General features: G+C 74.8%; 28 protein-coding genes and 1 riboswitch. Of the genes, 4 read left to right on the forward strand and 24 right to left on the reverse strand.

Annotated features, from left to right (window positions below; translation table 11 throughout):
- The 11 genes from pheS to ACVCAH_RS21375 all read right to left on the reverse strand — a co-directional run bounded on the left by pheS (position 1) and on the right by ACVCAH_RS21375 (position 9290).
- Positions 1 to 1101, reverse strand: coding sequence for a phenylalanine--tRNA ligase subunit alpha (pheS, locus tag ACVCAH_RS21325; RefSeq protein WP_447137936.1), 1101 nt, complete (start codon positions 1099 to 1101; stop codon positions 1 to 3).
- A 215-nt stretch (positions 1102 to 1316) separates the two neighbouring features.
- Entirely contained in the window at positions 1317 to 2135 is an 819-nt protein-coding gene (locus tag ACVCAH_RS21330; RefSeq protein ID WP_447137937.1) for a TrmH family RNA methyltransferase, read from the reverse strand.
- Between the two features lie 50 nt (positions 2136 to 2185).
- Positions 2186 to 2578: a 50S ribosomal protein L20 gene (rplT, locus tag ACVCAH_RS21335; protein ID WP_447137938.1), complete on the reverse strand. Its 393-nt coding sequence runs from the start codon at positions 2576 to 2578 to the stop codon at positions 2186 to 2188.
- A 31-nt stretch (positions 2579 to 2609) separates the two neighbouring features.
- Positions 2610 to 2804 (reverse strand): 50S ribosomal protein L35, encoded by a 195-nt coding sequence (gene rpmI / locus ACVCAH_RS21340; protein ID WP_441158206.1) that lies wholly within the window; start codon positions 2802 to 2804, stop codon positions 2610 to 2612.
- A gap of 20 nt (positions 2805 to 2824) precedes the next feature.
- Positions 2825 to 3439, reverse strand: a complete 615-nt coding sequence (gene infC / locus ACVCAH_RS21345; RefSeq protein WP_447137939.1) for a translation initiation factor IF-3 — start codon at positions 3437 to 3439, stop codon at positions 2825 to 2827.
- Between the two features lie 341 nt (positions 3440 to 3780).
- Complete coding sequence (locus ACVCAH_RS21350; RefSeq protein WP_447137940.1) at positions 3781 to 4254, reverse strand: PH domain-containing protein; 474 nt, start codon at positions 4252 to 4254, stop codon at positions 3781 to 3783.
- On the reverse strand, positions 4251 to 5363 hold the full coding sequence (locus tag ACVCAH_RS21355; protein ID WP_447137941.1) for a DMT family transporter: 1113 nt from the start codon (positions 5361 to 5363) through the stop codon (positions 4251 to 4253). The genes ACVCAH_RS21350 and ACVCAH_RS21355 overlap by 4 nt, the downstream gene beginning before the upstream one ends.
- Positions 5360 to 6205: an ATP phosphoribosyltransferase gene (hisG, locus tag ACVCAH_RS21360; protein WP_447137942.1), complete on the reverse strand. Its 846-nt coding sequence runs from the start codon at positions 6203 to 6205 to the stop codon at positions 5360 to 5362. The genes ACVCAH_RS21355 and hisG overlap by 4 nt, the downstream gene beginning before the upstream one ends.
- 45 nt (positions 6206 to 6250) lie before the next feature.
- On the reverse strand, positions 6251 to 6514 hold the full coding sequence (locus ACVCAH_RS21365) for a phosphoribosyl-ATP diphosphatase (protein ID WP_120331238.1): 264 nt from the start codon (positions 6512 to 6514) through the stop codon (positions 6251 to 6253).
- Positions 6515 to 6607: 93 nt separating this feature from the next.
- Positions 6608 to 7285: a response regulator gene (locus tag ACVCAH_RS21370; RefSeq protein WP_447137943.1), complete on the reverse strand. Its 678-nt coding sequence runs from the start codon at positions 7283 to 7285 to the stop codon at positions 6608 to 6610.
- Between the two features lies 1 nt (position 7286).
- A complete protein-coding gene (locus tag ACVCAH_RS21375) occupies positions 7287 to 9290 on the reverse strand; it encodes a GAF domain-containing sensor histidine kinase (RefSeq protein WP_447137944.1) in 2004 nt (667 codons plus the stop codon).
- 190 nt (positions 9291 to 9480) lie between these two features.
- Between ACVCAH_RS21375 and ACVCAH_RS21380 the strand changes: the two genes are divergently transcribed.
- Positions 9481 to 10191: a hypothetical protein gene (locus ACVCAH_RS21380; RefSeq protein WP_447137945.1), complete on the forward strand. Its 711-nt coding sequence runs from the start codon at positions 9481 to 9483 to the stop codon at positions 10189 to 10191.
- A gap of 88 nt (positions 10192 to 10279) precedes the next feature.
- On the opposite strand, the gene ribH is transcribed toward ACVCAH_RS21380, so the two are convergent.
- The 7 genes from ribH to rpe form a co-directional block, all read right to left on the reverse strand.
- Positions 10280 to 10780, reverse strand: a complete 501-nt coding sequence (ribH, locus tag ACVCAH_RS21385; protein ID WP_447137946.1) for a 6,7-dimethyl-8-ribityllumazine synthase — start codon at positions 10778 to 10780, stop codon at positions 10280 to 10282.
- 2 nt (positions 10781 to 10782) lie between these two features.
- On the reverse strand, positions 10783 to 12051 hold the full coding sequence (locus tag ACVCAH_RS21390) for a bifunctional 3,4-dihydroxy-2-butanone-4-phosphate synthase/GTP cyclohydrolase II (protein ID WP_447137947.1): 1269 nt from the start codon (positions 12049 to 12051) through the stop codon (positions 10783 to 10785).
- Entirely contained in the window at positions 12048 to 12746 is a 699-nt protein-coding gene (locus ACVCAH_RS21395; protein WP_447137948.1) for a nicotinamide mononucleotide transporter family protein, read from the reverse strand. Before ACVCAH_RS21395 ends, ACVCAH_RS21390 begins: the two co-directional genes overlap by 4 nt.
- A complete protein-coding gene (locus ACVCAH_RS21400) occupies positions 12746 to 13444 on the reverse strand; it encodes a riboflavin synthase (RefSeq protein WP_447137949.1) in 699 nt (232 codons plus the stop codon). Before ACVCAH_RS21400 ends, ACVCAH_RS21395 begins: the two co-directional genes overlap by 1 nt.
- Before the next feature lies 1 nt (position 13445).
- On the reverse strand, positions 13446 to 14507 hold the full coding sequence (gene ribD, locus ACVCAH_RS21405; protein ID WP_447137950.1) for a bifunctional diaminohydroxyphosphoribosylaminopyrimidine deaminase/5-amino-6-(5-phosphoribosylamino)uracil reductase RibD: 1062 nt from the start codon (positions 14505 to 14507) through the stop codon (positions 13446 to 13448).
- Between the two features lie 165 nt (positions 14508 to 14672).
- Positions 14673 to 14843, reverse strand: a riboswitch (FMN riboswitch).
- A 56-nt stretch (positions 14844 to 14899) separates the two neighbouring features.
- The gene (locus tag ACVCAH_RS21410) at positions 14900 to 15961 is read right to left on the reverse strand and encodes a GGDEF domain-containing response regulator (protein ID WP_447137992.1); all 1062 of its coding nucleotides are present in this window, start codon (positions 15959 to 15961) and stop codon (positions 14900 to 14902) included.
- On the reverse strand, positions 15879 to 16559 hold the full coding sequence (gene rpe, locus ACVCAH_RS21415) for a ribulose-phosphate 3-epimerase (RefSeq protein WP_447137951.1): 681 nt from the start codon (positions 16557 to 16559) through the stop codon (positions 15879 to 15881). The genes ACVCAH_RS21410 and rpe overlap by 83 nt, the downstream gene beginning before the upstream one ends.
- A gap of 253 nt (positions 16560 to 16812) precedes the next feature.
- Between rpe and ACVCAH_RS21420 the strand changes: the two genes are divergently transcribed.
- Positions 16813 to 17700, forward strand: a complete 888-nt coding sequence (locus ACVCAH_RS21420; protein ID WP_447137952.1) for a septum formation family protein — start codon at positions 16813 to 16815, stop codon at positions 17698 to 17700.
- 86 nt (positions 17701 to 17786) lie between these two features.
- Positions 17787 to 18677, forward strand: coding sequence for a septum formation family protein (locus ACVCAH_RS21425; protein WP_447137953.1), 891 nt, complete (start codon positions 17787 to 17789; stop codon positions 18675 to 18677).
- 55 nt (positions 18678 to 18732) lie between these two features.
- On the opposite strand, the gene ACVCAH_RS21430 is transcribed toward ACVCAH_RS21425, so the two are convergent.
- The 5 genes from ACVCAH_RS21430 to ACVCAH_RS21450 are packed head-to-tail and all read right to left on the reverse strand — an operon-like array spanning position 18733 to position 23988.
- Positions 18733 to 20283, reverse strand: a complete 1551-nt coding sequence (locus tag ACVCAH_RS21430; RefSeq protein WP_447137954.1) for an RsmB/NOP family class I SAM-dependent RNA methyltransferase — start codon at positions 20281 to 20283, stop codon at positions 18733 to 18735.
- Complete coding sequence (fmt, locus tag ACVCAH_RS21435; RefSeq protein WP_447137955.1) at positions 20280 to 21206, reverse strand: methionyl-tRNA formyltransferase; 927 nt, start codon at positions 21204 to 21206, stop codon at positions 20280 to 20282. Before fmt ends, ACVCAH_RS21430 begins: the two co-directional genes overlap by 4 nt.
- Positions 21207 to 21213: 7 nt before the next feature.
- Complete coding sequence (gene def, locus ACVCAH_RS21440) at positions 21214 to 21777, reverse strand: peptide deformylase (RefSeq protein WP_447137956.1); 564 nt, start codon at positions 21775 to 21777, stop codon at positions 21214 to 21216.
- A 44-nt stretch (positions 21778 to 21821) separates the two neighbouring features.
- Positions 21822 to 23093, reverse strand: coding sequence for a cytochrome P450 (locus tag ACVCAH_RS21445; RefSeq protein WP_447137957.1), 1272 nt, complete (start codon positions 23091 to 23093; stop codon positions 21822 to 21824).
- Between the two features lie 34 nt (positions 23094 to 23127).
- Positions 23128 to 23988, reverse strand: a complete 861-nt coding sequence (locus tag ACVCAH_RS21450; RefSeq protein ID WP_447137958.1) for a LysR family transcriptional regulator — start codon at positions 23986 to 23988, stop codon at positions 23128 to 23130.
- 78 nt (positions 23989 to 24066) lie between these two features.
- Here ACVCAH_RS21450 and ACVCAH_RS21455 point away from each other — a divergent pair, with 78 nt between their 5' ends.
- Positions 24067 to 24801, forward strand: a complete 735-nt coding sequence (locus tag ACVCAH_RS21455; RefSeq protein ID WP_447137959.1) for a CTP synthase C-terminal region-related (seleno)protein — start codon at positions 24067 to 24069, stop codon at positions 24799 to 24801.
- Positions 24802 to 24812: 11 nt separating this feature from the next.
- On the opposite strand, the gene ACVCAH_RS21460 is transcribed toward ACVCAH_RS21455, so the two are convergent.
- Positions 24813 to 25796 (reverse strand): AAA family ATPase, encoded by a 984-nt coding sequence (locus ACVCAH_RS21460; RefSeq protein ID WP_447137960.1) that lies wholly within the window; start codon positions 25794 to 25796, stop codon positions 24813 to 24815.
- Positions 25797 to 25969 lie beyond the last annotated feature (173 nt).

Raw genomic sequence — 25969 nt, forward strand, 5'->3', positions numbered from 1 at the left:
CTACGCCTCGACCCCGTACGCACGGGTGAACCGCGCGTCGCCCTCGGCCAGGTCGCGCATGTCGCTGACCCCGTGCCGGACCATCACCGTCCGGTCGATGCCCATGCCGAACGCGAATCCGGAGTAGACCTCCGGGTCGATGCCGCAGGCGCGCAGCACCCGCGGGTTGACCATGCCGCAACCGCCCCACTCGACCCACTGCGGACCGTCCCGGTGCTCCGGGAACCAGACGTCGAACTCGGCGGACGGCTCGGTGAACGGGAAGTAGTGCGGCCGCCACCGGGTCTTCGCACCCTCGCCGAACATGGCCCGGGCGAAGTGGTCCAGCGTGCCGCGCAGGTGCGCCATCGTGATGCCCTTGTCCACCACCAGGCCCTCCACCTGGTGGAAGACCGGGGCGTGGGTGGCGTCCAGTTCGTCGGTGCGGTAGACCCGGCCGGGCACCACCACGTAGATCGGCGGCTGGCGGGTCAGCATGGTGCGCGCCTGCACCGGCGAGGTGTGCGTACGCAGGACCAGACCGGAGCCCGCCGCGTCGCCGGACGCCCCGGCCGGCCCGTCGGCGGGTGCGATGTGGAACGTGTCCATCAGGCCGCGGGCCGGGTGGTCGGCCGGGATGTTGAGGGCGTCGAAGTTGGTCCACTCCAGCTCGACCTCGGGGCCCTCGGCCACCTCGTAGCCCATCCCGATGAACAGGTCGCTGATCTGCTCCATCAGCGTGCTGATCGGGTGCCGGGCGCCGCGCGGACGGCGGTCGTAGGGCAGCGTCACGTCGACGCGCTCCTCGACCAGCACCCGCTCGGCCTGCTCCCGTTCCAGGATCTCCTGGCGGGCGGCGTACGCGGTCTCGATGGCGCGGCGGGCCTCGTTGACCCGCTTGCCGGCGTCGGCCTTCGCGGCCGGCGGCAGCGCGCCGATCTCCCGGCGGGCCAGCGAGACCGGGGCCCGGTCACCGAGGTGCGCCGGGCGCAGCGCGGTGAGCGCGTCCGGGTCACCGGCCGCGGCGAAGGCCTTCTCGGCGGCGGCGACGGCCTCGGCCAGGGCGGCCGGATCGAGCAGGGCGACCTGCTTCGGGTCGTACGGATCGTTGCGGTAGCTCATGGCGTACGGGCACTCCCTCACGGCGGCGCCAAGCCCTCACGGGCCGGCGAAGCGAGTCTACGGACGCGCGGCTGTGCCGCAGCCCGCCGGTGGGAGTTGCGCGGAAAGCAGGTCAGGCCCGCCGCCCGCCGACACCGGCGGGCTGGCTAAACGAACGCCGTGGCGCGTTCATGGACGGACGCTCTCCCCTGCGGTCTGTGCCTCGGGCGGCCGGGTCACGGCCGCCGCTGTGCTCTCGCTGAAGCGTACAGGCAGACCGCCGCGGCCGCAGCCAGGTTGAGGCTTTCCGCGCGCCCGTGCAGCGGCACCCGGACCCGGGCGTCGGCGGCGGCGGTGAGCGCCTCGGACAGCCCGTGCGCCTCGGAGCCGAAGAGCCAGGCGGTGGGGGCGGCCAGCCGGCCGGCGTCGGCGAGGTCGTCCAGGTCGTCCTCGCCGTACCCGGTGGTGGCGAGGACGGCGAGCCCGGCGGCGCGCAGCGCGGTGACCACGGCCACCGGGTCCGCCGCGCGGACCACGTCGACGTGGAACAGGCTGCCGGCCGAGGCCCGCACGCACTTGCCGTTGTACGGGTCGACGGCGTCGCCGGCGAAGATCACCGCGCCGGCTCCGGCGGCGTCGGCGGTGCGCAGCACCGTGCCGGCGTTGCCCGGGTCGCGGATCTCGGCGAGCACGGCGACCAGCCGGGGCGCCGCGGTCAACGCCCGTTCCAGCGGCACGTCGAGGTGCCGGCAGACCGCCACCAGCCCCTGCGGGGCGACGGTCTCGGCCAGCGCGGTGAGCGCGTCCTCGGTCACCGGGGAGACCGGCACGCCACCGCCGGCGGCGCGGGCGGCCAGGTCGGCGTACCGGTCCAGCGCGGCCGGGGTGCCGAACAGTTCGGTGACCACCCCGGGCCGGGCCAGCGCCTCGCGGACCGCCTGCGGCCCCTCGGCCAGGAACCGGCCGGTGGCCTCGCGGTCCCGGCGGCGGTGCAGCCGGCGGGCGGCGACCACCCTGGGGGTACGCGGGGTGAAGAGCATGGTCTCCTCCGGCATGGACGAGGCGCCCCCTGGTGACAAGGGGCGCCTCGCTCAGCTGCCGGTGATCAGGCGGCCTGGGCCGCCGCGCCGCCGGTGCCCTCGGCCGCGACCGCGGCCCGGGCGATCTCGACGATCCCCGCGAACGCGGCGGCGTCGTTGACGGCCAGGTCGGCCAAAATCTTGCGGTCGACCTCGACGCCGGCCAGCTTCAGGCCCTGGATCAGGCGGTTGTAGGTCATCCCGTTGGCCCGGGCGCCCGCGTTGATCCGCTGGATCCACAGCTGCCGGAAGTCGCCCTTGCGGTCGCGACGGTCCCGGTAGGCGTACTGCATCGAGTGCAGCACCTGCTCCTTGGCCTTGCGGTACAGCCGGGAGCGCTGACCGCGGTAGCCGCTCGCGGTCTCCAGCAGGGTACGGCGCTTCTTCTGGGCGTTCACAGCCCGCTTGACGCGTGCCATCTCAACTCCTTCTTACGTCAGGTGGCGCGCGTCAGCGGCCGAGCAGCTTCTTGATGCGCTTCACGTCGGCCTTGGCCAGCTCGACGGTGCCGGTCAGCCGGCGGGTCCGGGTGGAGGACTTCTTCTCCAGGTTGTGCCGGAGGCCGGCCTGCTGGGCAACGATCTTGCCCTTGCCGGTCACCTTGACCCGCTTGCCCATCCCCGTGTGGCTCTTCATCTTCGGCATGTGGAACGTCTTCTCCCCTGTTACTCGCCGGTGGTCCCGGCGGGTCCGGCCGCCTCGGCCGTCGGCGCCGCCTCGGGGGCGCCGGATTCCCGCTCGCCCCGCGGCAGTACGCCGCCGCGGGCGGCCGTGGCGGCCGCCTTGGTGGCGCGGTGCGGCGCGAGCACCATGATCATGTTTCGGCCGTCCTGCTTCGGCGCGGCCTCGACGTACCCCAGCTCCGAGATCTCCGACTCGAGCCGTCGCAGGAGCCGGTAGCCCAGCTCCGGGCGGCTCTGCTCGCGACCGCGGAACATGATCGTCACCTTGACCTTGTCGCCGGCCTTGAGGAACCGCACCACGTGACCCTTCTTGGTCTCGTAGTCGTGCGGGTCGATCTTCGGCCGGAGCTTCATCTCCTTGATGACGGTCTGCTGCTGGTTACGCCGCGCTTCGCGCGCCTTGAGTGCGCTCTCGTACTTGAACTTGCCGAAGTCCATGAGCTTGCACACCGGCGGGCGCGCCATCGGCGCAACCTCGACCAGGTCCAGGTCGACGTCCGCGGCCAGCTGAAGGGCGCGCTCCAGCGGGACGATGCCCACCTGCTCACCCTCAGGGCCGACCAGTCGGACCTCACGTGCCCGGATCTGCTCGTTCACGCGTGGTTCGACGCTGATGGGGCCTCCTCGAGTCGAGTGTCTGCTGCGTGCCGACCCCGCGGTCCCCGGGTGGGAACCGACCCGGAAAGCAGAAGGCCCCGGCGCATGCCAGGGCCCGCTCGACCGGTCGGCACGATCACATGATCGCGCATCCGACGCCGGGGTGTGCCCGGAACCGGGGACCGGACCCGGCCACCGTGGCGGCGACTCGGGTGGGAGCAGGCGCTCCACTTTCATGGCTGTCTGCTCGCACGCGGAGACAGCTTGGTCGACTCGACAACACTACACCCTCGCCGCGCCAGCACCCAATCCGACCACCCCGCGGGCGGTTCCGGGGCGGGTCAGCGGGGGGTGGGGGGCTGGGCCAGGTGGGCCTGGTGGGCCTGGTGCAGGCGGCGCAGGGCGCGGACCCCCTCGACGGCCAGCTCCTTGTCGGCCGCCTGCAGGGCGACCATCGGGACCAGGTCGTCGTCGTGCAGCTCCAGGCTGGCCCACGGGGCGCCCCGGTCGAACCGGACACCCCGGACGACCTCCCACGGCAGGTCGTACGAGCCGATGACGTTGCGTACCCGCACGCCGCGCGCGTCCGCCTCGACCCGGGGGCGGGTGAAGAGCAGGAAGCCGAGCGCGCCGAACACCCCGAGACCGACCATGGCGATTTGGTCGCCCCGCTGGAAGGTGCCGTAGCCGTCACCGGTCGGGCCGCTCAGCGAGGTGGCCACCAGACTGAAGACGATCAGCAGCAGGGCCGCCGACGTCCAGCAGACCAGCCGGATGCGGCGGGGCCGGAGACGGATCAGCTCGGTGTCGCTCACCCCACCAGTCTGCCACCCGCCCCCGGCGGGGGTTCCGCCGCCACACGGGGGCGGCGGGGCCCGCGGCCGGCGACCACGACCGCCAGCAGGGTCAGCGCCGCGCCGGCCAGCACCGCCGGCCGGGCACCGGGGCCGCCCGGCAGCAGCGTGTCCAGCAGCAGCGCCCCGCCGAGCTGGCCCGCGACCAGGGCCAGCCCGGTGCGCAGCACCCCCGCCGCGCGGACCCCGATCACCAGGCCGGCCACGATGGCCACCCCGAGCAGCCCGCCGGTGTAGAGGTACCAGTCGGCGGGCCAGCGGGGGGCCGGCCCGGTGAGGGCGCCGGCGAGCGCGGCGACCAGCAGGACCGCCGGGGTGCTGACCGCGAAGTTGACCGCCACGCCGGCGGCGGCCGAACTGGCCGCGGAGACCCGGCCGTTCAGCGCGGACTGGAGGGCGACCGCGACCCCGCCGGCGACGGCGAGCAGGACCAGGCCGACGGCCAGCTCCCCGACCGGCTGGCCGAGCTGGGCCAGCGTCACCGCCGTTACGCCGAGCAGCCCACCGGCGACCCGGGGACCGGTGAGGGCGAGCCGGCCGACCGGGGCGAGCCCGGCCCGGTCCACCGCCAGGCCACCGAGGCTGCCCCCGGCGACCTGGGCGATGGTGAAGACCGCGACCCCGAGCGCCGGCACCACGTACGCGCCGAGCACCACGATCGCCGCCCCGCCCAGCCCGCCCAGGTAGGACCACCAGGGCAGCCGCTGGTGACGGAGTGCGGCCAGCCCGGTCCGCATGGACGGCAGGGCGGCGAGCCCGAGGACGACCAGCAGGGTGCCGCCGAGGTTGTTGACCACCGCGGCCAGCGTGGCGTGCCCGACCCGGGTGCCCAGCTCCCCGTTCGCCGCCCCCTGGGCCGCGGAGGCGACACCGGCGAGGGTGACCAGGGCGAGCGCCACCCACGAGGGCAGCGGTCCGCGCGCCGCCCCCGGGCGGGCCGGCCCGGCCGTACGGCGCGGTGGCGGGACCGCCGACCCGGCCGGCCGAGCCACCTCGGGCGCCGGCCGGGTCGCCGCCGGCGTCTCGGGACGGGCGGGACGGTGCCCGGGCGGCGGCGCCGGCCGGGTCACAGCCGGCAGGCGTGGATGTTGGTGACCAGGATGGCGCGCGCGCCGAGCTCGTACAGCTCGTCCATGATCCGGTGCACGTCGTCGCGGAGCACCATCGCCTGCACCGCGACCCAGCCCTCCCGGTGCAGCGGGGAGACCGTCGGCGACTCGATGCCCGGGGTCAGCGAGCTGGCCCGGTCGAGCAGCCCGGCCGGCACGTCGTACGCCAGCATCACGTAGCGGCGGGCGACCAGCACCCCGTGCAGCCGGCGCAGCAGCTGCTCGGCCTGCGGGTGGGCGTCGGCGCCGGCGCGGCGCACCAGCACCGCCGAGGAGCGCAGCAGCGGCTCGCCGAAGACCACCAGCCCGGCCTGGCGGAGCGTGGCGCCGGTCTCCACCACGTCGGCCACCACGTCGGCGACGCCGAGCCGGACGGCGTTCTCCACCGCCCCGTCCAGCCGGATCACGTCGGCCTTGACGCCCAGGTCGGCGAGGTGCCGCTCGACCAGCCCGGGGTACGCGGTGGCGATCCGGTGCCCGCCCAGCTCCTGCACCGAGTCGATGTCGTCGGGGCGGGCGGCGAACCGGAAGGTGGCCCGGCCGAAGGCGAGGTCGACCACCTCCTCGGCCGGCGCCCCGGAGTCGATCAGCAGGTCCCGGCCGGTGATGCCGAGGTCGAGGTCACCGGAGCCGACGTAGGTGGCGATGTCCTTCGGGCGCAGGTAGAAGAACTGGAGGTCGTTGGACTCGTCCCGGCAGACCAGGTCCTTCGGGTCGGTGCGCTGGCGGTAGCCCGCCTCGCGCAGCATCTGGGCGGCCGGCTCGGCCAGGGTGCCCTTGTTGGGTACGGCGACACGCAGCATGACGGAGTGCTCCTTCGATCGTGACGGATCAACGGCGGGGCGCACTCACAGATGTCGGTAGACGTCCTTGAGTTCGAGACCGGTGGCGAGCATCAGCACCTGGGTCTGGTAGAGCAGCTGCGAGATCTCCTCGGCGGCCCGCTCCCGGCCCTCGTGCTCGGCGGCCATCCACGACTCGGCCGCCTCCTCGACGACCTTCTTGCCGATGAAGTGCACGCCCCGCTCGAGCGCGGCGACCGTGCCCGAGCCCGGGGTGCCGGCGGCGGCCTTGGCCTGCAGCTCGGCGAACAACTCCTCGAACGTCTTCACGCCCCCGATTCTCGCAGCCGCCGGGGACCCGGGGGTCCGCCGGGTCCGACCCGGCCACCCTGCGAGACGTCGGATCACCCTGGTCGCCGACGGTCAGCGCGGGCCGGGTCCCGCCGGGCCGGGCAACTGGCCGAGCCCGGCGGCGCGGGCCCGGGCCACGGCCTCCCCCCGGTCGACGGCGTGCAGCTTGCCCAGGATTGTCGACACGCTGTTGCGGACGGTCTTCGGCGCGACGGACAGCTTGCGGGCGATGGCCTGGTTGCCCAGCCCGTGCGCCACCAGGTCCAAAATCTCCATCTCCCGGGGCGTGAGTTCGGGAAACGGCCGGGCCGGGGAGGACCGGCCCCCTTCGGCGAAGAAGCGCAGCACCCGCTGGGCGATCTCGGTGCCGAAGACCGCCTCGCCGGCCGCCACCGCCGAGACCGCCCGCGTCACGTCGCCCCGGGCGGCGCCCTTGAGCAGGTAGCCGGCCGCGCCGGCGCGGATCGCGGCGTAGACCGACTCGTCGTCGGCGTGCATGGTCAGCACCAGCACCGCCGCGTCGCCCCGTGCGGTGATCCGCCGGGTGGCCTCGACGCCGCCGATGCCCGGCATGGCGAGATCCATCAGCACGACGTCGGGGCGCAGTTCCCGGACCGCCACGAGGGCCGTCTCACCGTCGGCGGCGGTGCCGACCACCTCGATGTCGGGCAGGCCCTCGAGGGCCGTCCGCAGCCCGTCCAGGAAGATCGGGTGATCGTCGACCAGGAGCACCCGCACCGGTTCGGGCATCTCACTTCCTCCCCGCGGCGACCGGCACCGGCAGGTCCGCCCGGACTCTCGTACCCCCGCCCGGTCGCGGTGCGACGGTGACGGTGCCACCCAGTTCGTCGGCCCGCTCCCGCATCGACGACAGGCCGACACCGTCCCGGTGCGGGACCGACAACCCGCACCCGTCATCGGTGATCTCAAGCCGCAGCCAGCCGCCCCCCTGGCTCATCCGCACCCGGCACGTGGTGGCGCGGGCGTGCCGGACCACGTTGGTCATCGCCTCGGTGACGATGCGGTACGCGGCGACCTCCACCGCCGCGCTGGTGATCCTCAGCTGGTCGGCGCAGTCCACCTCGACGTCCAGCCCGGCGGCCCGCAACGCGGCAGCGTGTTCGCGGACGACGCCCGGCAGGCCGAGGTCGTCCAGGGACGGCGGCCGCAGGCCGTGCACGATCTCCCGTACGTCCGACACGGACTGGCTGATCACGTCCTTGATCTTCGCCGCCAGCGGATGCGCGGCCGGGTCCGTGGCGACCCGCTCGGCGAGCACGTCGACCTGGAGGCTGGCCGCCGCGAGCAGGGGCCCCAGCCCGTCGTGCAGGTCCCGCCGCAACCGTCGCCGCTCCTCCTCCCGCGCCCGGACGATCCGCTCCCGCGACTCGCGCAGGTCCTCCTCCAGCCGGGCGGCCCGTACGGCGACCGCGATCTGTCCGGCGACGTCGGCGAGCAGGTCCAGCTCGCGCGCGTCGAAGGGCGTCCCGCCGCTGCGCCGCCCGACCAGCAGGGTGCCCTCCTGCCGGCCGTTGCTGACCAGCGGGAACGGATGCGCGTCGGCCGGCGGGTCGACGTCCTCGCCGGGCACGACCCTGGCGTACGGCACGCGCAGCATGGTGGTCAGGGTCTCCGTGACGGTGTGCAGCAGCTCCTCCAGCGCCTCCGTCCGGGACAGCCGATCGGCGAGCCCGGTGACGACCTCGTAGGGGCGGTCCCGGTCCCCGAAGAGCAGCCGGTCGATTCCGCTCATCAGGCGGTCCTTCACCGGATTGAGGGAGACCGCGACCACGGCGGTCGCCACCAGCGACGCGCCCCGGCTCCCCTCCGGCTCGAGCAGGGTGGAGGTTAACGCGAGGCTGCCGAGATAGGTGACGACCACGATGGCGGACAGGGCGGCGTAGGTGATCGTGCGGTCGAGCACGATCGCGATGTCGAACAGATCGGCCCGGAGGATGGCCATCCCGGTGGCCATCGGAAGAGCGGCGATTCCGACGCTCTCCAGCAGGGCGCCCACCCAGGGCCGGGTCCACCCGTCGATGAGCAGCCCGGTAAGGGTCGTGCCGATGAAGATCAGGGCGGCGAGCGCCAGCCAGGCCAGCCGGCGCCGGTCCACTCCGCCGGCCCGGCGCCAGCGGACGATGAACGAGGCCATCGCGGCCAGGGTCAGGGCGAGCAGCGCGAACAGCGTGACGTTCGTGACGAGCGGAGCGAGGCCCGCCAGGGCCGACACGCCGAACGGGTTGGGCGCCGGGTCGTCCTCGGTCACCCGGCCCGGGGTGACGACCACCGCCGCGACGAGCACCACCAGGGCGACCGTCGTGGCGCGGCGGACCCAGCTCCAGCGGGGCGACGGTGGGCGGCCGTCCGGAAAGAGCAGCAGCGGATAGGTGGTGGCGCAGACCCAGGCGACCGCGAACAGCGCGTTCTGCGCAAGCACCAGCACCGGGCCGGTCGAACAGCCCGGGCAGGTCGCTAGGGCGTGCTGGGCGAGCCCGTCGAGGATCGCGGCGCCGAACTGGAGCACCCCTACGGCGAGGAAGAGCCAACCGACGCCGTTGGCCGGGCGATGCACCGCGATCACCACGCCGACCAGCGGGAACGCCAGGAATCCGGTGAACCAGACGAGGTCCGCGGCGGTCGGCGGGGTCACGCCGGAGACGAAACCGGCGCCCACGGCGGTCAGGCCGTAGCAGACGATCGACAGACCGAGGCAGCTGACGGCGACCACACGGGCGCTGCCCCGACCTGCCACGAACCTCTCCTCGCACTCGGCGGTGGCGATGACCCTAACGTCGCCCGCGTCCCGGCGTCCCGGGACGTTCGTCCCGTTCCGGGCGGGCGCTCAGCCGGGCAGGGCGGGGACGGTCGTCCATCGCGCCCGGGGCGCGAGCCGAAGGAGAGTCGATGGCCAGGCAGCACCCTCTCACCACCTTGGAGATCGCATGTCCACCGTCACCAGCGGCGCCGACGTCGCGCCGATCACACCGCAGGCTCCCGCGCGAGCCGGCCTGGGCGTCGCCGCCGGCGCCGCGCTCGCCCTCTTCGCGTTGATGTTCGGCACCTGGACCCCGGAGTCCCCGGAGGTGGGCCGGACCGACGCCGCCGGCATCCGGGCCTGGGCGGCGGAGGCCGCGAGCACCCTGCAGCTCAACGCGTTCGCCGGGGTCCTCTCCGTCGTCGCGCTGCTCGTGCTCACCGCGGCGCTGGCCGGTCTGGCGCGACGGGCCGCGCCGGACTCGGTGCTCGGCGGGATCACACTGCTCGGCGGCGGTCTGCTGGCCGTGATCAACACGCTCGTCACCGGCTTCACGCTGCTCTGGGTGCTGCCGGATCTGGCGACGCTCGACGACGCCACTGTGCAGACCTGGTACGCCGCCGCCCACCTGGGCCAGATGCTGGGCGAGGTCGCCGTGGTGGCCCAGTCGCTGCTGATGGGGGCGTTCTCCCTTGCCGCCCTCCGGGAACGCATCGTGGCCCGCTGGTTGTGCTGGCTCGGCATCGTCCTCGCGGCCACCGGCGTGAGCAGCGTCATCGGGCTGCTCGTGCCGTCGCCGGTCTTCCAGACCACCTGGATGGTCGGGCTCTACGGCTGGGTGCTGTGGCCGCTGCTCGCGTCGATCGCCTTCGCGGTGCGCCTGCGCCGGCGCGGCTGAGGCGCCGACGCACGAGCGGCGACGCCGCCGTCGAAGAGCGTTGACGGGCCGCCCACCGGCGGCCCGTCAGCGCCTCGTCAGGTACGGGTCAGCCGGCGAAGCCGACCCGGTGCCCGTTGCCGGCGGCCAAGCCACGGATGGCCAGCGCGGCGTCGAGCGCGGCGACGGTGGCCGCCCAGCCCTTGTCCTCGGCCGAGCCGGGCAGCCCGGCCCGGTCCCGGGCCTGCTCGATGGTGTCCACGGTGAGCACCCCGTGCGCCACCGGCTTCCCCTCGTCCAGCGCCACCCGGGTCAGGCCGTCGGTGACCGAGCGGCAGACGTAGTCGAAGTGCGCGGTCGCGCCCCGCACCACCACGCCGAGAGCGACCACCACGTCGCAGCGGCGGGCGAGTGCCTGGGCCACCACCGGCAGCTCCACCGAGCCGGCCACCCGGGCCACCACGGCCCGCGCCCCGCACGCCTCGGCGGCGGCCACCGCCCGGTCGAGCATGTGGTCGGTCAGCTCGCCGTGCCAGCGGGCGGCGACCACGCCGACCGTCATCCCGGCGGCGTCCACCACGCCCACCCCGGGTTCGCCGAATCCCGCCATGCCTACGCTCCGATCTCGTCGCCCGTGGCCAGCCGGCTCGCCGGCGCCTCGGTCACCTCGTCCAACTCGTCCAGCAGGTGCCCCATCCGGTCCCGCTTGGTCCGCAGGTAGCGCACGTTCTCCGGGTGCGGCCGGACCGGCAGCCCCTCGCGACCATTGATGGTCAGGCCGTAGCCCTCCAGCCCGGCGCGCTTGGCCGGGTTGTTGGTGAGCAGGCGCATCGACCGCACACCGAGGTCGTAGAGGATCTGCGCGCCGGTGCCGTAGTCCCGGGCGTCCGCGGGCAGGCCGAGGTCGAGGTTCGCGTCCACGGTGTCCCGGCCCAGGTCCTGCAGCTGGTAGGCCTGCAGCTTGTGCAGCAGGCCGATGCCCCGCCCCTCGTGCCCGCGCACGTAGAGCACCACCCCCCGGCCCTCCGCCGCGACCCGGGCCAGCGCGGCGTTCAGCTGCGGGCCGCAGTCGCAGCGCAGCGAGCCGAACACGTCCCCGGTGAGGCACTCGGAGTGCACCCGGACCAGCACGTCCTGGCCGTCGCCGAGGTCGCCGTAGACCATCGCGACGTGTTCCGCCGGGTCGTGCTCGCTGCGGTAGCCGAGCGCCCGGAACACCCCGTGCTCGGTGGGCATCCGCGCCTCGGCGACCAGCTCGACCTGCTTCTCGGTACGCCGCCGGTAGGCGATCAGGTCGGCGATGGTGATCATCGTCAGGGAGTGCTCGGCGCAGAACTTCTCCAGGTCCGGCACCCGCATCATGGTGCCGTCGTCGTTGACCAGCTCGCAGAGCACGCCCGCCGGGCGCAGGCCGGCCAGCCGGGTCAGGTCGACGGCCGCCTCGGTGTGCCCGGGCCGGCGCAGCACGCCACCCTCGCGGGCACGCAGCGGCACCACGTGCCCCGGGCGGGCCAGGTCGGTCGGGTCGGTGCCGGGGTCGGCGAGCAGCCGGATGGTGTGCGCCCGGTCGGCCGCGGAGATGCCGGTGCTCACCCCCTCCCGGGCGTCCACGGTCACCGTGTAGGCGGTGCCGCGCCGGTCCTGGTTGGTGTGGTGCATCGGCGGCAGGTCCAGCCGGTCGCACTCGCTCTCGGTCAGCGGCACGCAGATGTAGCCGGAGGTCCACCGGACCATGAACGCGACCAGTTCGGTGCTGGCCAGTTCGGCGGCGAAGATCAGGTCGCCCTCGTTCTCCCGGTCGGCGTCGTCGACCACGACGACGGGCCGCCCGGCGGCGATGTCCGCCACCGCCTGCTCGATGCTGGCGAAGGTGGTGGTCATGCGACTGCCTCCGAGTAGGTCGACGGGATTGCGGTGGTGGCCGGCCGGAGCGCCCGCGAGGTGCGCCACCAGCTGACCAGGCCCCAGGCGCAGAAGGCGCCGTAGACCAGGAACATGGCCGCAGACGGGTAGAAGCCGCCGCGCAGCAGCAGCGGCACGCCGACCGCGTCGACGGCGATCCAGATCAGCCAGAAGTCCACCCAACCGCGGGCCATGCCGTAGGTGGCGAGCAGGCTGCCGGTGAGGATCCAGGCGTCCGGCAGCGGCCCCCAGGAGCCGAGCGCGGCGAGCACCGGGTAGGCCGCGGCGGTGCCGAGGGCGGCGGCGGCCAGCAGGCCGACCCGCTCCCGGGCGGTGGCCCAGCGGGGGGCCACCGCGGCCCGGTCCGGCGCGGCGCCGAGCCGGCGGGTCCGCGACCAGCGCCACCAGCCGTACAGGCTGACCGCGAAGAAGAAGACCTGCCGGCCGGCCTGCCCGTAGAGGTCGTGCGCCTGCGGGGTGGCGAACACCCCGCCGAGGAAGACGGTGAACAGCAGCGCGTTGCCGATCATGCCGACCGGCCAGGCCCAGACCAGCCGGCGCAGGCCGAACAGCGCGGAGGCGAGCCCGAAGCCGTTGCCGACGATCTCCCGGACCAGCACGGGCGACCCGGCGATGCTCACCTGCGCGTCCAGCAGCCAGTGCAGCGGGCCCATCAGGCCACCCCGCCCATCGGCGCCGCGCCGTCCACCCCGCCGGCCTGCTCCGGGGCGGCGTCGGCTGGGGCGCCGCCGGGGCCGGTCGGCGGGTCGGCGACCGGGAGCCGGTCGCCGAGCAGCCGCTCGACGTACTTGGCCAGCACGTCCACCTCGAGGTTGACCGGGTCGCCGACGCCCCGGGCACCGAGCGTGGTCAGTTTCAGGGTGGTCGGGATCAGCCCGACGGCGAACCAGTCCGACCCCACGTCGGCGACGGTCAACGAGACCCCGTCGATGGTGATCGAGCCCTTCTCCACCACGTACCGGGCGAGGGCGGCGGGCAGCCGGAACCGGACCGTCTCCCACTGTTCCGCCGGTTCCCGGGAGAGCACCTCGCCGACCCCGTCGACGTGGCCCTGCACCAGGTGCCCGCCGAGCCGGCTGCCGAGCGCGGCGGCCCGCTCCAGGTTGACCGGGTCGCCCGGGCGCAGCGCGCCGAGCGCGGAGCGGCGCAGCGTCTCGCCCATCACGTCGGCGGTGAAGATCCCGTCGGCGACGTCGACCACGGTCAGGCAGACGCCGTTGACCGCGATCGAGTCCCCGTGTCGGGCGTCGGAGGTGACCAGCGGGCCGCGGACCGCGACCAGCGCCGAGTCCCCCGCCGTCTCGGTCACCCGGACGACCTCACCCAACTCCTCGACGATGCCGGTGAACATGTCAGCCCTCCCTCTTCCGGGGCAGCGCGGTGATCCGCAGATCGGGACCGATCTGGGTAACGTCGATGAACTCCAGGTCGATTGCCTCGGCGATGGTCGTCACACCTGCGTCGACCAGCGCGGTCGGGCCGGCGCCGAGCAGCCGGGGCGCGACGTAGCCGACGATCTTGTCGACCAGGCCGGCGGCGAGGAACGCGCCGGCCAACTGGGGGCCGCCCTCCAGCAACACCGCGCGGACCCCGCGCACGTGCAGCGCGGCGAGCAGCGCGGGCAGGTCGACCCGGCCGTCCGGGCCGGCCCCGACCTCGTCGGCGGTGGCGATCCAGGTCCGGGCGGCGCCGTCGCGGACCCGGGCGTCGGCCGGGGTACGCCCGGCGCTGTCCACCACCACCCGCAACGGCTGCCGGATGGCCAGGGTGCCGTCGCGCAGGTTACGGGCGGTGAGCCGGGGGTCGTCGGCGAGCACGGTGCCCACCCCGACCAGCACCGCGTCCACGGTGCTGCGCAGCGCGTGCACGTCGATCCGGGCCGCCTCGGAGGTGATCCACATGCTGGTGCCGTCGGCTGCGGCGGACCGGCCGTCCAGGGTCGCCGCGTACTTCCAGATCACGTACGGCCAGCCGCGGCGCATCGAGGTGAGCCAGGCGATGTTGCCGGCCTCCGCCTCGGCGGTGCGGACGCCCAGGTCGACCTGGATGCCGGCGGCGCGCAGGGTGGCGGCGCCGCCGGAGGCGACCGGGTTCGGGTCGGGCACCGCGATCACCACCCGGGCCACGCCCGCCTGGACCAGCGCGGTGCTGCAGGGGCCGGTGCGACCGGTGTGGTCGCAGGGTTCCAGGGTGACCACCGCGGTGCCGCCGCGGGCGCGCTCCCCCGCCTGGGCGAGCGCGACGATCTCGGCGTGCGGCCCGCCGGCGTACGCGTGGAAGCCCTCCCCGACGACCTCGCCGCCCGCGTCCAGCAGTACGCAGCCCACCACCGGGTTGGGACTGGTCGTGCCGAGCCCGCGCGCGGCTAGTTCGATCGCGCGACGCATCGCCTCGTCGACGGAGACGCCGGTCATCGCCCTGCCCTGCCCTCTCACTCGCCGGTCCGTGCGCGGGCGGTCGGGGAGGCATCGGCCGGTAGGCCGCAGGCAGGCGGCGGCGGAGATCCGGGTACGGCACAGCCGACCCGGGGGGCGGCACGGCACGCCGACATCGGCGGCCGGGCACGGCCCATCCGTCCCGCGCGCTGTCTCCCATCCGGACTGTCTGGGAGCGGGCGTGCCCGCACCCAACCGTCGGCCCCGGATTCTCACCAGGTCCACCGGGCGGCAGAGCCGTCCGGGTCGCGGGCTTACCACGGAAGGCCGTGGATCACCGCCGGTTCGGAATTACACCGAGTCCCGCCAGCGCGTGGTGGGTACACCGGCAGTCTTACACGCTCGACGGGGGGTGTCGCCACCGAGGCGAGCTACTTCACATGACGGTGGGGGTCGCTGACCCCGCGGCGCCGGTCGACCGCCACGTACGATCCCGGCTGGCTCTTCGCCACCGACTTCATCTCCGAGGCGACCGCGATCGCCTCGAGCGGGTCGGTGAAGCGCTTGCCGGCGTCGGAGACGGAGACGCCGATGGAGAGGGTGACCAGGGCCGCCCGGCGGATGTTGCCCCGGCGGTCCTTCAGCTCGACGTAGCCGCGGGCGGCGTCGTCCGGGTCGTAGAGCGCGTCGGCGGCCCGCTCGAAGTCGGTGGAGACCCGGGAGGTCAGCGGCAGGACCTGCTCCGGGGTGCAGACGATGACGAAGTCGTCGCCGCCGACGTGGCCGAGGAAGGCCGGGGGCAGGCCCACCGAGACCACCGCCCGGTGCAGGCAGCGGGCCAGGGCGGAGATGAAGTCGTCGCCGCGGACGAAGCCGTACCGGTCGTTGACGCTCTTGAACCGGTCGATGTCGATGTAGCCGACCGCGTAGTCGGCGCCGCTGCGGACCCGGTCGGCGATCTCCCGGCGGATCCGGCTGTTGCCGGGCAGCCCGGTCAGCGGCGAGACCTCGCGGAACTCCTTGTTGCGGCGCAGCGTGGAGCTGACCCGGGCCACCAGCTCGGCGGTGTCGAAGGGCTTGACCAGGTAGTCGTCGGCGCCCGCGCTGAGGCCGTTGACCTTGTCCGAGGTCATCCCCTTGGCGGTCAGCATGATCACCGGCAGGGCCGAGGTCATCGGGTCCGCGCGCAGCCGGCGGGTCAGCTCCAGACCGTCGATGTGGGGCATCATCAGGTCCACCACCGCCAGGTCGGGCCGCTGCCGCTCGATCACCTCGAGCGCCTCCTGGCCGTCGCTGGCGTGCAGCACCTCGAAGCCCTGCAGCCGGAGGTTGAACTCGACGAAGCGCGCGATGTCCTCGTCGTCGTCGACGACGAGGATGACGTCCGGGCGGTCGCCGTCGGGGTCCACGTCAGGCCCCGGTGGCCGCGCGTTCCGCGAGCGCCCGCAGGTGGCGTACGGCCTCGGCCGGGTCGGCCGCGCCGTAGACCGCAGTGCCGGCGACGAAGGCGTCGGCACCGGCGGCGGCGGCCTGCTCGATGGTGTCGGCGGCGATCCCGCCGTCGACCTCGATGCGCAGCTCCAGGTGGCCGCCGTTGACGTGCCGGCGGGCGGTGCGGACCTTCTCCAGCAACTGCGGGATGAACCGCTGGCCGCCGAAGCCGGCCTTGATCGTCATGATCAGCAGAGTGTCGAAGCTGGGCAGCAGCTCCAGGTACGGCTCGATCGGGGTGTCCCGGTCGATGGCCAGCCCGGCCTTGGCGCCGGCCGAGCGCAGGTCCTTGGCCAGCGCCACCGGGTCGTCGCACGCCTCCGCGTGGAAGGTGACGTTGTACGCCCCGGCGTCGGCGTAGCCGGGGGCCCAGCGCCGCGGATCCTCGATCATCAGGTGCACGTCGAACGGCAGCTGGGTGGCGGCGCGCAGGCTCTGCACCACGGGCAGCCCGATGGTCAGGTTCGGTACGAAGTGGTTGTCCATCACGTCGACGTGCAACCAGTCCGCGGCGTTCTCGACGGCGCGGACCTCTTCGGCGAGGCGGGCGAAATCGGCGGCCAGGATGCTCGGCGCGACGATCGGCGGCGGTACGGTCACCGGGCCAGTGTACGAACGCGGCCATCCGCCGCCCGCAGCGCGGCACCATGCGGGACACCCCGTGACCCGGCGGTGACCAGTGGTGCAGAATTGGCCGTCTCGGGCCGGGAAATCGGACGAAGAGCCATCGGCGACTGGCCGAACGACGGAAACGCGGCAAGACTCCATCAGGGACGGTGACGTGAACCGCCCGTCCGCCGGCGCCGCGCCGGCGAACGCGGTGACGGCCGTCGGCTCCCGGAAAGGGCGGACGATGCGACGGTGGCTCCTGGCGCTGACGCTGACCGGCGCGGCGACGGCGCTGCTGGCCGGGTGTGTCCGGCCGGGCGGGTCGGACGGCGACCTCACCGACGACTGGCCGGCCCTGCGCGCCCCGCAGCTGTTCGTCCCGGCCAGCGGCGCCTGCCTGCCCCGGATCACCGCGATCGTGCAGGCCAGCACCTACGAGACGGTGGACTGCGCGCGCAACCACCTGGCCGAGGCGATCCACGTCGGCACCTTCACCGGGGCGGCCGCCGAGGGTGACCGGCCCGAGCCGGGCTCACCGGCGCTCGGCACCGCCCGCCGGGAGTGCGACGAGCGGGCCCGCGAGGTGCTCGGCGGCGACTGGCACTCCGCCCGGCTGACGTTGAACATCGCGCTGCCGTCCGCCCCGGCCTGGCGCGGCGGTGCCCGCTGGTTCCGCTGCGACCTGAGCGAGACCGACAGCATCGACAACACCCGGCCGGTCAACCGGACCGGCAGCCTGCGCGGGGCGATGCTCGGCGACTCCCCGCTGGTGCACCGCTGCTTCGACCCCAAGCTGATCGGCGAGAACCTCAACTACATGGCCCCGGTGCTGTGCACCGAGCCGCACCGCGCCGAGTTCGTCGGGGTGTACGTGGAGCGGGACATGACCTGGGCGGAGTTCAGCCGCGCCGCACCGCAGGCGCACCGGCGCTGCATGGCGCTGATCGCCGCGTTCGCCGACGTGCCCAACAACAGCGACCTGCCGTACCGGGCGGGCTCGATCTTCTACCCCCCGTCCCAGCGGGAGTGGGAGGAGGGCGACCGGGGCGTGCGCTGTTTCCTGTGGAGCGACGACCGGAAGCTGACCCGGTCGATGCGCGGCGTCGGGCCGAAGGGACTGCCCGCGATCTGAGCGGCGTGCCGTATGCTGCCGCACCGTGGCGCAACGGCCGGCCGGCGAGCCGGCGGGCGGACCACGATCGGCGGGGGAGGTCGGCGATGCGACGGTGGTGGACGGTGGTCGGGCTGGGCGCGGTGACGGCGCTGGCGCTGGCCGGCTGCGGGGCACCGGCGGGAGTGGACGCGAACCTCACCGACGACTGGCCGGCCCCGGTCGCGCCGCAGCCGTTCGTCCCCGCCGCCGACGCCTGCCACATCGCCTTCCAGGAGGTCGGCTACCTCAGCGGGTACAACCCGGTGGAGTGCGGCACGTCGCACCGGGTGGAAACCCTGTACGTGGGCACCCTGTCCGGCCCGGACGCCAACCGCGGCACGCCCCCGAAGGCCGGCTCGACGGGGATGCGGGCGGCCCACGCCGAGTGCGACAAGGCGGTCAACGAGGCGGTCGGTGGCGACTGGCGCTCCGGCAAGCTCGGCCTCACCGTGGTCTTTCCGTCCCCGCCCGGCTGGGCCGGCGGAGCGCGCTGGTTCCGCTGCGACGTCAGTGAGATCCAGAGCCTCGACGACACCTCCGTCGGCCTGCGCACCGGCAGCCTGCGCGGGGCGCTGACCGGCAACTCCCCGCTGGCCTACCGCTGCTTCAACCCGAAGCTGGTCAAGGACGACATCCGGGAGATGGTGCCGGCGTCCTGTTCGGGCAAGCACCGCGCCGAGTTCGTCGGCGTCTGGCACGCCCCCGACATCAGCTACGCCGAGTTCCGGCGCACCAGCAAGCGGGTGCACCGGGCCTGCCGCACCCTGATCGCCAGGTACGCGAAGGTGCCGGACAACGGCGACCTGCAGTACCGGGCCGGCACGATCTTCTACCACCCGTTCGAGCAGGACTGGAAGAACGGCAACCGCGGGGTGCAGTGCTTCCTCTGGGTCAGCGACCGCAGCCTCACCCGGTCGGTGAAGGGTGCCGGCAGCAAGGGCCTGCCGATCACCTGACCAGCGTCCGGCACGGGCGGGGCGACCGGCGCCGGCCGCCCCGCCGTGCCGTCGCTCAGGTGCGGCGCAGCACCGCCAGGAACATCGCGTCGGTGCCGTGCCGGTGCGGCCAGAGCTGCACGGTCGGGCCGTCGCCCAGCCCGGGCATGCCGGCCGGCAGCAGCGGCCGCGCGTCGACGTAGTCCACCGGGACGCCGGCCCGGCGGGCCGACTCGGTGACCGTCACGTGCGTCTCCACAATGTGCGGCGAGCAGGTCACGTAGGCGACCAGGCCGCCGGGCCGGACCGCGCGCAGCGCCGCGGCGAGCAGCTCGCGCTGCAACCGGGTCAGCGGCGGCAGGTCGGACGGCTGCCGCCGCCAGCGCGACTCCGGCCGGCGGCGCAGCGCGCCGAGCCCGGTGCACGGCGCGTCGACCAGCACCCGGTCGAAGTGCTCCTCCGGCAGCTTCGGGTCGGCGCCGACCGTGCGCCCGTCGGTGTTCAGCACCGTGACGGGCAGCCCCCGGGTGGCCTGGGACACCAGCCGGGCCCGGTGCTCGGCCACCTCGACCGCGGTGAGCCGCCCGCCGCGCTGCGCGACCAGCGCGCCGAGCAGCCCGGACTTGCCGCCCGGGCCGGCGCATAGGTCGAGCCAGCGCCCGTCCGGTCCGTCCAGCGGGGCCGTCGCCAGCGCGTTCGCCACCAGCTGGGAACCCTCGTCCTGCACGTGCGCCCGCCCCTGCGCCAGCGCCGGCAGGTCACCGGGCGCCCCGCCGGAGAGGTAGACGGCGTACGGCGAGAAGGCGCCCGGGGCGCCGCCGACCTCGTCGGCCAGCTTTACCGGGTCGGCCAGCCCCGGACGCGCGCACAGGTGCACCGGCGGGCGCTCGTTGTCCTCGATCAGCAGCCGGGTGGTCTCGCCGAGGTCGCCGCCGAGCGCCTCGGCGAAGGCCCGCACGATCCACTGCGGGTGGCTGTACGCCAGCGCGAGGTGCCCGATCGGGTCGCTCTCCAGCGGCGGGGCGAGCCGCTGCACCCAGGCGTCGGCGTCCCGGCCGGCCACCTCGCGCAGCACCGCGTTGGCGAACCCGGTGGCCCCGGGCCCCACCGCGCGGACCAGGTCGACCGTCGAGGAGACCGCCGCGTGCGCGGGCACCCGGGTGTGCAGCAGCTGATAGGCGCCGATCCGCAGGGCGTCGCGTACCGGCGGGTCGATCCGCTGCACGTCGCGGCCGGCGGCGTCGGTGAGGATCGCGTCCAGGGTGCCGAGGTGGCGCAGCGTGCCGTAGGTCAGCTCGGTGGCGAAGGCGGCGTCCCGGCCGGTCAGCCCCACGTCGCGCAGGATCGTCGGCAGCACCAGGTTGGCGTACGCGTCGTCGCGGTGCACCGCCGCGACCGCCTGGTACGCCGCGTACCGGGGCAGGTCCACCGCGGGCCGCGGCGCCCGGCCGCCGGCCCGCCGGTCGGCGCCGTACGGTCGCTCGGCACGGCGGCCACCCGAGGGGCGCTCACCGCGCTCGTCCCGACCGGGCCGGCCGCCGCCGGGCCGCCCCTCGCGTCGCTCAGGGAAGGAGTCGCGTCGTTCGGAAGAACGGTCGCCCGAGGGTCGCTCGACCGGGCCCGTCACGCGAGCACCTCGCCGGCCGCGACCCGGGCGCCCCGCGCCCAGTCGCTCGCCGGCATGGCCCGCTTACCCGCCGCGCGCACCTCGCCGAGGGCCACCGGCACGGTGGCCGTGCCGGCGAGCACCCGGGACTTCTCCACCAGCAGCTCGCCGGGCTTCAGCTCGGGGCCGTCGGCCACCGGCGTGACCGGGCCGAGCTTGACCCGCTCGCCCCGGAAGGTCGTCCAGGGGCCGGGCGCCGGGGTGCAGGCGCGGATCCGCCGGTCCACCGCGAAGGCCGGCTCCGACCAGCGCACCCGGGCGTCCTCCACGGTGAGCTTCGGCGCCAGCGACACGCCGTCGGCGGGCTGCGGCTCGGCCCGGGCGGTGCCGTCGGAGATCCCGTCGAGCACCGCCACCAGCAGCCCCGCCCCGGAGTGGGCGAGCCGCTCCAGCAGGTCGCCGGAGGTGTCCGTGGGGCGGATCTCGTCGGTCAGCGTGCCGTAGACGGGGCCGGTGTCGAGCCCCTCCTCCAGCTGGAAGACGCTGGCGCCGGTGATCTCGTCGCCGTGCAGCACGGCGTGCTGCACGGGCGCCGCGCCGCGCCAGGCGGGCAGCAGCGAGAAGTGCAGGTTGACCCAGCCGTGGCGGGGGATCTCCAGGGCGGCCGGCGGCACCAGCGCGCCGTAGGCGACCACCGGAACGCAGTCCGGGGCCAGCTCGCGCAGCTGGGCCAGGAACTCCGGCTCGCGCGGGCGGGCCGGGGTGAGCACCGGCACGCCGTGCTCGTCGGCCCAGGCGCCGACCGGGGACCGGGACAGGCCACGGCCCCGCCCGGCGGGCGCGTCCGGCCGGGTGACCACGGCGACCAGCTCGTGGCGGGAGGCGGCCACCGCGGCCAGGGCCGGGACGGCGACGGCCGGGGTGCCGGCGAAGATCACACGCACCGGGCGGTCACCGACCCAGGCCGAACGGGCTGCTGCCGGCGGCGTGCGGGCTCAGCTTGACCGTCGGCGGGGCGGCCGGGTCGTACCACTCGGCCTGGCGGATCGCCTTCATCGCCTCCTTGCGCCCGGCGGGGTCGAGCCGGTCGACGAAGAGCACGCCGTCGAGGTGGTCGGTCTCGTGCTGCACGCAGCGGGCCATCAGGCCGGTGCCGACGATCTGCAGCGGATCGCCGTAGCCGTTGAAGCCCTTGGCGATCACGTTCTGCCGGCGCTTGGTGTCGAAGTAGAGCCCGGGGATGGACAGGCAGCCCTCCGGGCCGTCCTGCTCCTCGGTGTCGGGGAACTCGAGCACCGGGTTGACCAGGTGACCGAGCACGTCGTCGACGTCGAAGGTGAACACCCGCAGCCCCACGCCGAGCTGCGGCGCGGCGAGGCCGGCGCCGTTCTGCTCGCGCATGGTGTCGGTCAGGTCGGCGATGAGCTTGCGCAGCTCGGCGTCGAAGTCGACCACCGGATCGGCCGGCGTGCGCAGCACCGGGTCGCCGAACAGACGGATGGGCTGGACGGTCACGCGGGGTGGCTCCTTCACGGTGGGACGAACTGTGCCGTACCAGTCTACGGAGTGCCGGGACGGCTCCCGGCCGGCGTACCGCGATCGGTGCCCGGCGCCACCGCCGCGACGCGCACCGGCAGGGTGTCGTAGCCGCGCAGGGTCAGCCGGGTGCGGTGCCGCGGCTCGCCGGCCAGGGCCAGGCCGGGCAGCCGGCGCAGCAGCAGCGGGAAGGCGACCTGGGCCTCCAGCCGGGCCAGCCCGGCGCCGAGGCAGTAGTGCGGGCCGGCCCCGAAGGAGAGGGGCTGCTGCTGCGCCCGCCAGGGGTCGAAGCGCGCCGGCTCGGGGTAGCGCCGGGGGTCCCGGTTGGCCGCGCCGAGCAGCAGCAGGGCCCAACTCCCGGTGGGCAGCGCGACGCCGCCGACGGTCGCCGGGGCGGTGCCGAGCCGGCTGGTCAGCTGCACCGGCGAGTCGTAGCGCAGCATCTCCTCGACGTAGTCGGGCGCGAGCTCGGGGTCCGCGCGCAGCGCGTCGGCCCGGTGCGGGTGGCGCAGCAGCGCCACCAGGCCGTTGCCGAGCAGGTTGGTGGTGGTCTCGAAGCCGGCGACCAGCAGCACCACCAGGTTGGCCAGCAGCTCGTCGCCGGAGAGCCGGCCGCCGTCGGCGTCGTGCGCCTGCACCAGCGCGGTGGTCAGGTCGTCGGCCGGGGCCCGCCGGCGGGCCGCGACCAGCTCCGCGAAGTAGGCGCTGAGTTCGCGGGCGCCCTGGTCGGCGACGGCCAGCTCGGCCGGGGTGATCTCCGGCTCCAGCACCCCGGTCAGGTCCGCGGCCCAGCGCCGGAACAGCGGCCGGTCGGCGGCGGGCACGCCGAGCAGCGCGCAGATCACGCCGACCGGCAGCGGGTAGGCGAACTCGGTCATGAAGTCGACCGGCGCGCCGTCACGGCCCCGCTCGCGCAGCGCGTCGACCAGCTCGTCGGCCTGGGCGGCGACCACCTCGCGCAGGGCCCCGATCCGGCGCGGGGTGAACGCGCCGGAGGCGAGCCGGCGCATCCGGCTGTGGTCCGGCGGGTTGGTGCGCAGCATCGACCGGGAGATCGACACCACCGCCGGGCTGTCCCGCCAGCCGGGCCAGTACGCGTCGCGCAGGGCGTCGTCGAGCACCCCGAACCGGGGATCGCGGAGGATCTCGTCGGCCTCCTGGTAGCCGGTCACCACGTAGTACGCCGGGGCCGCCTCGATCACCGGCCCGAACGCGCGCAGCCGCTCGTAGGTCGGGTACGGGTCGACGCGGCCCTGCGGCGACATCAGCAGCGTCAGTGCCTCGGCAGCGTCCATGGTCGGCCTCCCGGTGCCCGATCGACGGACCTCATCATGCCCCCGATCCGGCCGGCCGGCGATCCCGCGGCACGGGCGCCGGCCGGAGCAGCTCCACCCGGTGCACCAGGCGCGGGGCCTGCAGGTCCACCCCGACCAGGTCGGCACACCCCCGCACCACCCCGGCGGGGAGCACGGCGAGCCCGTGGCCGGCGGCCACCGCCGCCAGCAGCCCGGCGACGTCCGTGCCGGGGTAGCTCACGTCGGCGTGGAACCCGTCCGCACCGGTGGCGCCGCGCAGCTGTGCCAGGGGCACGGCGACCTCCGGCGCGTCGACCCAGCGGGCGAGGGCGAGGTCCGCGAGCGCCAGGGACCGGCGGGCGGCCAGCGGGTGGGCCCGCGGCAGCGCCACGACGGCCGGCTCCACCCCGTGCACCCGGACCTCGGTCGGCCCGAGGTCGGTGCCGGGCAGCGGGTCGTTGGGGGCGGCGAACCCGTCGCGCAGCCCGAGGTCGAGCTCGTCCGTCGCGACCCGGCGCGGCAGGTCGGCGCGGGTGGTGACGTGCAGGGTCAGCGCGGTGCGCCGCTCGCCGGCCGCGAGGCGCGCCGCCGTCGCCGCCACCAGCGGGGTGGCGCCGACGCGCAGCGGGCCCGGCCGCGGGGTGGCCAGCCGGGCCAGGTCGGCCCGGGCCGCGGCGAGCCGGAGCAGGATCGGCTCGGCGTACCCGAGCAGCCGGGTCCCGGCGGCGGTCGGCGCCACCGGGCGGCGGCCCAGCAGGCGTACCCCGAGGTCGGTCTCCAGGGCGGCGATGTGCTGGCTCACCGCCGACTGGGTGTAGCCGAGTTCCGCGGCGGCCGCCGAGAAGGACCGGAGGCGGGCGACCGCGGTGAAGGTGCGCAGCAGGTGCGGGTCCACGACCGATAAGTGTCCCTGATCCGGCCAGTACGGATCATCGTTGGACGTGATCCGGTCGGGGTGCCCACGATGGGCGGCATGACCTCCGCCGTTGCCCGGCTCGCCCTCGTCGGCGACCGCTCCCCCGCCGTCCGCTCGCACGCCCGGGTGCCCGCCCTGCTGGCCGCGCTCCGCGACCGGCACGGGATCGACCTGGACGCGTACTGGATCCCCACCGACGACGCGGCGGCGAGCCGGCTCGGCGACTTCGACGGGATCTGGCTGCTGCCGGGCAGCCCCTACCGCAGCGAGGAGGGCGCGCTGCACGCCGTGCGGTCTGCCCGTACCGGTGGCATCCCGCTGCTGGCCACCTGCGGCGGGTTCCAGCACACCCTGCTCGAGTACGCCCGCGCGGTCTGCGGCCTGACCGACGTCGCCCACGGCGAGAACGCGCCGGGCGCCGGGGACCTGCTGATCGAGCCGCTCGCCTGCGCACTGCGCGGCCACGAGGCGCCGGTGGTGTTCGCCGCCGGCTCGCTGGCGCAGCGGGCGATGGGCGTCGACCGCAGCACGGAGCGTTACCAGTGCGGCTACGGGCTGAACCCGCGATACCTGGAGACGCTGGTCGCGCACGGTATCCGGTTCACCGGGCACGACCCGCAGGGGCAGGTGCGGGTGGCCGAGCTGCCCGGGCACCCGTTCTTCCTGGCCACCCTCTTCCAGCCGGAGCTGGCCGGCGACGGCGACGAGCCGCACCCGATGGTGCGGGACTTCGCGGCGGCGGTGGCGGCCCGGCCGTCGCCGGCCGACGCGCCGGTGCCGCCGCCCGGTTGACGCCGGTCGGGTCAGGCGCCGGCGGCCGGGTCCCCGGCCAGCACCGCGTCGCCGGCGTGCCGGGCGTGCTCCGGCAGCGGCAGCTCGATCTTGTGGGCGGCCTCCCAGTCGTAGACCATGCCCGGCCGGACCTGGGCGGTGAAGTACTCCACCGCGCTCATCCCGCCGACCACCGGCTCGTCCACCTCGGCGACCAGCTGGGCCGGCACCAGGTGGAAGCCGTTCTGCAGGGCGGCGCTGAGCCGGCGGTGCCCGTCGACGACGAAGAAGTACTCACCGGTGTAGCCGATCTTCAGCGGCTCCAGCGCCTCGTCCCCGGCGGAGGCGACCTCGCCGACGAACTCGGAGTCCCAGAGCCCGCGCAGGGTGGCGATGTCCTCGGTCGGGTAGACCCGGGCCGGGTCGAGCAGCAGCAGCGGCGGCGCGTCGCGCAGCACGTCCGCGCCGAGCCGGCCCTCGTACGCGTCGATGATGTGCTCGACCACCTCGGCGGCCGAGGCCCGGGTGGTGTCGCAGATCAGGTCGTAGTTGCGCAGCCGGGCCTTGTCCACCCCGTAGCGGACCAGGAACCGGTTCCGCTCGCTCTCGCTGCGCTCCTTGAGCTTGGCCCGGGCCTCCTCCAGCGAGGTGTAGCTCTCGGCCGGGCCGGACGGGCGGGCCAGCACCCGGCGGGCCGCCTCGGTCGGCTCGGTGATCATGTGGACCTTGACCGCGTCGGTGAAGAAGTGCCAGGCCAGCCGGGAGTCCATGACGAGGCGCTCGCCCGAGGCGGCGATATCCCGCTGGAGCTGGTCGACGTAGCCGTCGACCGCCTGGTCCAGCTCGGCGTGCAGGTTGAGCTGCAACGCGGTCATCTGCCGCTGCTGCGCCATCTCGCGGTAGAGGTCGCCGACGCTGACCCGGCGCAGCCCCAGCCGCTTGGCGATCTCCACCGACACCGTGCTCTTGCCGCTGCCGAGGTCACCGTTGAAGACGATCGACTGACGAACGGTCACGACTGGTCCACCCCTGATCACCGGCTGTTAGAGATCCTCGACACCGCGTCCGACCGACGCGTTCCCGCCATCGTCGCCATCCTGCGACAGCTCCCGCTCGGCGCGTCCGACGCCGTGCGGCGACCTGGAGCCGTCGTACGCCCGGGCATGACGGGCGATGCTACCACCTCGCG

Source organism: Micromonospora sp. LZ34 (genome assembly GCF_052981855.1).

Coding starts and splice junctions, on each gene's coding strand:
- pheS (WP_447137936.1), bottom strand. CDS start 1,101: ATGAGCTACCGCAACGATCCGTACGACCCGAAGCAGGTCGCCCTGCTC.
- ACVCAH_RS21330 (WP_447137937.1), bottom strand. CDS start 2,135: ATGCCGGAGGAGACCATGCTCTTCACCCCGCGTACCCCCAGGGTGGTC.
- rplT (WP_447137938.1), bottom strand. CDS start 2,578: ATGGCACGCGTCAAGCGGGCTGTGAACGCCCAGAAGAAGCGCCGTACC.
- rpmI (WP_441158206.1), bottom strand. CDS start 2,804: ATGCCGAAGATGAAGAGCCACACGGGGATGGGCAAGCGGGTCAAGGTG.
- hisG (WP_447137942.1), bottom strand. CDS start 6,205: ATGCTGCGTGTCGCCGTACCCAACAAGGGCACCCTGGCCGAGCCGGCC.
- ACVCAH_RS21370 (WP_447137943.1), bottom strand. CDS start 7,285: ATGCCCGAACCGGTGCGGGTGCTCCTGGTCGACGATCACCCGATCTTC.
- ACVCAH_RS21380 (WP_447137945.1), top strand. CDS start 9,481: ATGTCCACCGTCACCAGCGGCGCCGACGTCGCGCCGATCACACCGCAG.
- ribH (WP_447137946.1), bottom strand. CDS start 10,780: ATGGCGGGATTCGGCGAACCCGGGGTGGGCGTGGTGGACGCCGCCGGG.
- ACVCAH_RS21390 (WP_447137947.1), bottom strand. CDS start 12,051: ATGACCACCACCTTCGCCAGCATCGAGCAGGCGGTGGCGGACATCGCC.
- ACVCAH_RS21395 (WP_447137948.1), bottom strand. CDS start 12,746: ATGGGCCCGCTGCACTGGCTGCTGGACGCGCAGGTGAGCATCGCCGGG.
- ACVCAH_RS21400 (WP_447137949.1), bottom strand. CDS start 13,444: ATGTTCACCGGCATCGTCGAGGAGTTGGGTGAGGTCGTCCGGGTGACC.
- ribD (WP_447137950.1), bottom strand. CDS start 14,507: ATGACCGGCGTCTCCGTCGACGAGGCGATGCGTCGCGCGATCGAACTA.
- ACVCAH_RS21420 (WP_447137952.1), top strand. CDS start 16,813: ATGCGACGGTGGCTCCTGGCGCTGACGCTGACCGGCGCGGCGACGGCG.
- ACVCAH_RS21425 (WP_447137953.1), top strand. CDS start 17,787: ATGCGACGGTGGTGGACGGTGGTCGGGCTGGGCGCGGTGACGGCGCTG.
- ACVCAH_RS21445 (WP_447137957.1), bottom strand. CDS start 23,093: ATGGACGCTGCCGAGGCACTGACGCTGCTGATGTCGCCGCAGGGCCGC.
- ACVCAH_RS21455 (WP_447137959.1), top strand. CDS start 24,067: ATGACCTCCGCCGTTGCCCGGCTCGCCCTCGTCGGCGACCGCTCCCCC.